The organism is Peterkaempfera griseoplana, from assembly GCF_001418575.1.
GTDB lineage: Bacteria > Actinomycetota > Actinomycetes > Streptomycetales > Streptomycetaceae > Peterkaempfera > Peterkaempfera griseoplana.
On record NZ_LIQR01000657.1, the window covers coordinates 1 to 3,619 of the forward strand.

4 protein-coding genes are annotated in these 3,619 nt (G+C 75.4%); 1 reads left to right on the forward strand and 3 read right to left on the reverse strand.

Annotated features, from left to right (window positions below; genetic code table 11):
- On the forward strand, positions 1–693 hold a 693-nt coding region (locus tag AOK09_RS34915), incomplete at its 5' end, for an extracellular solute-binding protein (RefSeq protein WP_157876163.1).
- On the opposite strand, the gene AOK09_RS34920 is transcribed toward AOK09_RS34915, so the two are convergent.
- The 3 genes from AOK09_RS34920 to AOK09_RS34930 all read right to left on the reverse strand — a co-directional run.
- Positions 650–2,059 carry a cobyrinate a,c-diamide synthase gene (locus AOK09_RS34920; RefSeq protein WP_079063667.1) on the reverse strand — a complete coding sequence of 470 codons (1,410 nt, stop codon included), beginning with the start codon at positions 2,057–2,059 and terminating at the stop codon, positions 650–652. The genes AOK09_RS34915 and AOK09_RS34920 overlap by 44 nt on opposite strands.
- On the reverse strand, positions 2,056–2,652 hold the full coding sequence (gene cobO / locus AOK09_RS41495) for a cob(I)yrinic acid a,c-diamide adenosyltransferase (protein ID WP_055591218.1): 597 nt from the start codon (positions 2,650–2,652) through the stop codon (positions 2,056–2,058). The genes AOK09_RS34920 and cobO overlap by 4 nt, the downstream gene beginning before the upstream one ends.
- A gap of 4 nt (positions 2,653–2,656) precedes the next feature.
- Positions 2,657–3,619, reverse strand: a 963-nt coding sequence (locus AOK09_RS34930; RefSeq protein WP_157876164.1) for a vWA domain-containing protein, incomplete at its 5' end; no start/stop codon positions are given.

A 3,619-nucleotide genomic window follows, 5' to 3' on the forward strand; every position in this document is an offset into this window, starting at 1 on the left:
CTGATGTGGCTGGAGTACCTGCTGGACCGGCTCGGCGGCCCCAAGGTCTTCCAGAGGATCCAGAACGGCGACTCCTCCGCCTGGGGCGACCCGGCGGTGCTCCAGGCCGCGAAGATGGTGCGGCAGATGGTCAGCGAGGGCGACTTCGGCACCCGCTTCGGCACCGTCCCGTACAACGGCGGTGTCGCCTCGACCCTGCTGGCCAAGGGCCAGGCCGGGATGCACCTGATGGGCTCCTGGGAGTACTCCACCCAGCTGAGCAAGAACCCGCAGTTCGCCAAGAGCGGCCTGGGCTGGACCACCTTCCCCAGCATGGGCAACGGCGCCGGCAACGTGGCGGACGTGGTGGGCAACCCCAGCAACTACTGGTCCATCAACACCGCGGCCAAGCACCAGAAGGCCGCCCTGGCCTTCGTCAAGGCCATGGCCTCCCAGAGCTACGCCGAGGCGCTGGTGAAGAACGGTGACGTGCCCACCACCGCGATCGCCGGGGTGATGCTCACCTCCTCGCCCAACCCCGACTTCGCCTCCTTCCAGTACGTGACGGTGCAGCGGGCCCCCAGCTTCACCCTCTCCTGGGACCAGGCGCTGCCCGGGGACCAGGCCCCCGTCATGCTCGACGAGGTCAGCAAGCTCTTCGCCGGCAAGGTCAGCGCGACCCAGTTCGTGGCGAAGATGAAGGCGCTCGGCTAGCGCCCCCCGCGGCGTGCCCGGCCAGCCGCAGCGGCACACCGGGTGCGCCCGCCCAGTGCAGATGCAGATAGGAGGCATGCACCGAGGAGCTCACAAAGCCCTCGGTGCGTGGCCCGTCCGGGGTGCGCAGGCCCCATGCCGCGACCGGGCCCGCCTGCGGTTCGCAGACCGTGCGGTGGAACTCGTGGCCCCGCACCCGGGTTCCCGCCGCCGCCAGCGGGCTGTCGTGCAGCGCCACCGCCTCCCGGTAGCCGAGGGTGAGCCGCTCGCCCATCCGGGCGTCGGCGTCCAGCACCCCGCACATCGGCCGGCCGTCCAGCGACCGCGCCAGATAGAGCAGCCCTGCGCACTCCGCCGCCACCGGCGCGCCCGAGGCGGCCAGCGCCGCCACCGCCGCGCGCAGCGGACGGTTGGCCGACAGTTGCGCCGCGTACACCTCGGGGAAGCCGCCGCCGACCACCAGGCCCGCGGTGTTCTCCGGCAGGGCCTCGTCCCGCAGCGGATCGAAGGGGACCGCCTCGGCCCCGGCGGCGGTCAGCAGCTCGGCGTGCTCGGCGTAGCAGAAGGTGAACGCCGCCCCGCCGGCCAGCGCGATCCGGGGGCGCCCGGCCACCGGGCCGCCCAGCGCGGCGATCTCCGCCGCCGGGTCCCACGGCGGTCCGGGCAGCGGCGGGGCGGACCGGGCCAGCGCCAGTACGGCGTCCAGGTCGACGCCCTCCCGTACCAGGGCGCCCATGTCGCGTACCGCGCGCACCGCCTCGGCGTCACGCTCGGCGGCCGGGACCAGACCCAGATGGCGCGAGGGCGTGGCCACCGAGTCGGTGCGGCGCAGCGCCCCCAGCACCGGCACCCCCGAGCCCTCCTCCAGCGCCTCGCGGAGCAACCGCTCATGGCGGTCGGAGGCGACCCGGTTGAGGATCACCCCGCCGAGGCGCACCTGCGGATCCCAGGAGGCGAACCCGTGCACCAGAGCGGCCACCGAGCGGGACTGCGCGGAGGCGTCCACCACCAGCACCACCGGGGCGCGCAGCACCTTGGACACCTGGGCGGTGGAGGCCAGCTCACCCCGTCCGGCGGCGCCGTCGAAGAGCCCCATCACGCCCTCCACCACCGCCACGTGCGCGCCGCGGGCACCGTGCAGCAGCAGCGGGGCGAGCCGCTCGGGCCCGCACAGGAAGGGGTCCAGATTGCGGCCCGGCCGACCGGTGGCCAGCGCGTGGTAGCCCGGGTCGATGTAGTCCGGGCCCACCTTGTGCGGGGAGACCGCCAGGCCGCGGGCGGTCAGCGCCGCCATCAGGCCGGTGGCGACGGTGGTCTTGCCCGCCCCGGAGGACGGGGCGGCGACCACGATGCGGGGCGGGTTCACCACTCGATGCCGCGCTGGCCCTTGCGGCCCGCGTCCATGGGGTGCTTCACCTTGGTCATCTCGGTGACCAGGTCGGCCGCGTCCAGCAGCGCCTGCGGGGCGTGACGGCCGGTGATCACCACATGCTGGGAGCCCGGGCGGTCCCGCAGCACCGAGACCACCTCGTCGGTGTCCACCCAGCCCCAGTGTAGGGGGTAGGTGAACTCGTCCAGGACGTAGAGCCGGTGGGTCTCGGCGGCCAGATCGCGCTTCACCTGCTCCCACCCCTCCCGGGCGGCCTCCTCGTTGGACTCCGGATGCCGCTGCACCCAGGACCAGCCCTCGCCCATCTTGTGCCAGACGACGGGCCCGCCCTCCCCGGAGGCGCCGAGGACACGCAGCGCCCGCTCCTCGCCGACCTTCCACTTGGCCGACTTGACGAACTGGAACACCCCGATCGGCCAGCCCTGGTTCCAGCCGCGCAGCGCCAGGCCGAAGGCGGCGGTGGACTTGCCCTTGCCGGGGCCGGTGTGCACGGCCAGCACCGGCTGCGTACGGCGCTGACGGGTCGTCAGGCCGTCGTCGGGGACCGTGGTCGGCTGTCCTTGCGGCATCTGCTCAGGCCGCCTTCCTGGTGGGAGTGGTCGAGTACGCGGTCCGGACGTCCCGGACCAGGGCCGCCACGCCGTCCGCCCGCAGCTCCTCCAGAGCCACCGCGACGGCGCCCAGCTCCACGGCGAGCGAGCCGGCCAGGCCGAGCCGCACCGGGCCGGACTCGCAGTCCAGCACCACCGCGGCCGTCCCCTGCGCGGCCAGCAGGGCGGCGGCGCGGCGGGCGTCGCCCAGCGGATCGCGGCCCCCGGTGGCCCGGCCGTCGGTGACCACCACCAGCAGCGGGCGCCGGTGCGGGTCGCGCAGCCGCTCCAGCCGCAGCACCTCATGGGCCCGCAGCAGCCCCGCGGCCAGCGGGGTGCGGCCGCCGGTGGGCAGCTGCTCCAGCCGGGCGGCGCCGACCTCCACGGAGGACGTCGGCGGCAGCGCCAGCTCCGCCGCCGAGCCCCGGAAGGTCACCAGCCCCACCTTGTCGCGGCGCTGGTAGGCGTCCATCAGCAGGGAGAGCACCGCGCCCTTGACGGCGGTCATCCGCTGCCGGGCCGCCATCGACCCGGAGGCGTCCACCACGAAGAGGACCAGGTTGGACTCCCGTCCCTCCCTGACCTTCTCCCGGAAGTCGTCGCGCCGCAGCACCAGGGCCCGGCCGCTGCGGCCCCGGTCCCGCTGGTGGGGGGCGGCGGCCTGCACGGTGGCGGCGAGGTGCAGGCCGCCGAGCAGCCCGGCGGGGCGGCGCGCCCGCACGGTGTGGCCGCCGTCGGTCTCCGCCCGGGAGCGGCGCCCCTGGGCGCCCCGGCCGAGCCCCGGCACCTTCAGCACCCGGGTGCGGTACGGGTCCCCGGCGCCGACGGGCGCCGACTGGGGAGGTGCGCCGGGGGTGTCGGCCGAGGGCGTGGGAGTCCCGGGCGCCGCCTCCTCTGAGGCTCCGCCGTCCGGGCCACCTGCGTCCGGGCCACCTCGGTCCTGGCC